The following is a 1,340-nucleotide window of genomic DNA, read 5'->3' as shown; positions in this document are numbered from 1 at the left end:
AGCAGCAGGCCGAGCAGCAAAAACAAGAAGACCAATAGCCGGCATACCCTTTGGACAGTGCCCTGCATTTTTTTAGGCACTCCTTGTACCTCCCCTTACTGCCGGCTCCAACCGTAAGCCTCTTTTCCCTACCCACCCTCCTTGGGTAGGCCGGACGCTTCGATTGGAGCCGGCTTTTTATTTACCCATCTCCACTCCAACTGATTCTCTCCCGCATGTTGCGCTTTTCTTTTCTGCTCATTTTACTCACTCTCCTGCCCGACCTCTACCTATGGCGCTTCATCACCCGTCGCCACACGGGGCGCTGGCGCAGTCTCCCGCTCTTTCTCCCTACTCTGCTCACGCTGGGCAGCTTAGGGCTGGCTGCCGCCGGCATACTCACGGGGCCGCTGCTATGGTTTGCCTTTTTTGCCGTGCTGTGCGTCACCTTCCCCAAGATAGTCTTCATTCTCATTGATGCCCCGCTGCGCCTCATGGCGCGCCACCGACCGGGGCTGCGTCGCCACGTGCTCACCGTCTCTTGCCTCGTCGGTCTCATCGTAGCGGCGGTACAACTCTACGCTTCCTTTGGCGGAATGAAGCGCCTCGTGGTACACCGCGAACGCATCACACTCCCCACGCTTCCTCCGGCCTTTGAGGGGTACCGCATCGTGCAGCTCTCTGACCTCCACCTCGGCACCTATCTAGGCGACACCACCTTTGTGAGCCAAATCGTCGACAGCGTCACCGCCCAACATCCTGACCTCATCGCCTTCACCGGCGACTTGGTCAACCTGCACCCCGACGAGCTCACCCCCTACCTCTCGGTGCTCAGCCGCCTCCAGGCTCCCGACGGGGTGGTCGCCATTCTGGGCAATCACGACTACTCCACCTACTCTCCCGGCCTCACACCGGCTGAGCAGCAGGCACTCACCGACCGACTGGTTCGGATGGAGCAATCAATGGGCTGGGAAGTATTGCGCGACAGCCACACCCTGCGCCTGCGCGGAACGGACACGCTGGCCCTCGTCGGCGTAGAGAATATCGGCAAGCAGCCCCTCACCTCCCACGGCGACCTGGCCAAAGCCCTCCGGGGCCTCCCCGCCGCTCGCTGCCGTATCCTCCTCTCTCACGACCCTTGGCACTGGCACACGCAGGTGCAGCACACCAACATAGCCCTCACCCTCTCGGGCCATACCCACGCCATGCAGCTGCGCCTAGGGGGCTTCTCTCCCGCTGCCCTCTTTATGCCCGAATGGGGTGGCCTCTATATCGGTGCACAGCAGCATCCGCTCTATGTCTCTACTGGTATCGGCGGCAGCGTACCCTACCGTCTGGGGGCTTGGCCGCAAATTGACGTA

General features: G+C 61.5%; 1 protein-coding gene. It reads left to right on the top strand.

The window, feature by feature from the left end; all coding sequences use genetic code 11:
* Positions 1-215: 215 nt before the first annotated feature.
* A partial coding sequence (locus Q4P78_RS08835) for a metallophosphoesterase (protein ID WP_303340007.1) occupies positions 216-1,340 on the top strand: 1,125 nt, incomplete at its 3' end.

The organism is Rothia sp. (in: high G+C Gram-positive bacteria) (assembly GCF_030540545.1).
GTDB lineage: Bacteria > Actinomycetota > Actinomycetes > Actinomycetales > Micrococcaceae > Rothia.
Note: the sequence above shows the minus strand (reverse complement) of the source record. Positions and strands in the feature narration are given on the sequence as shown.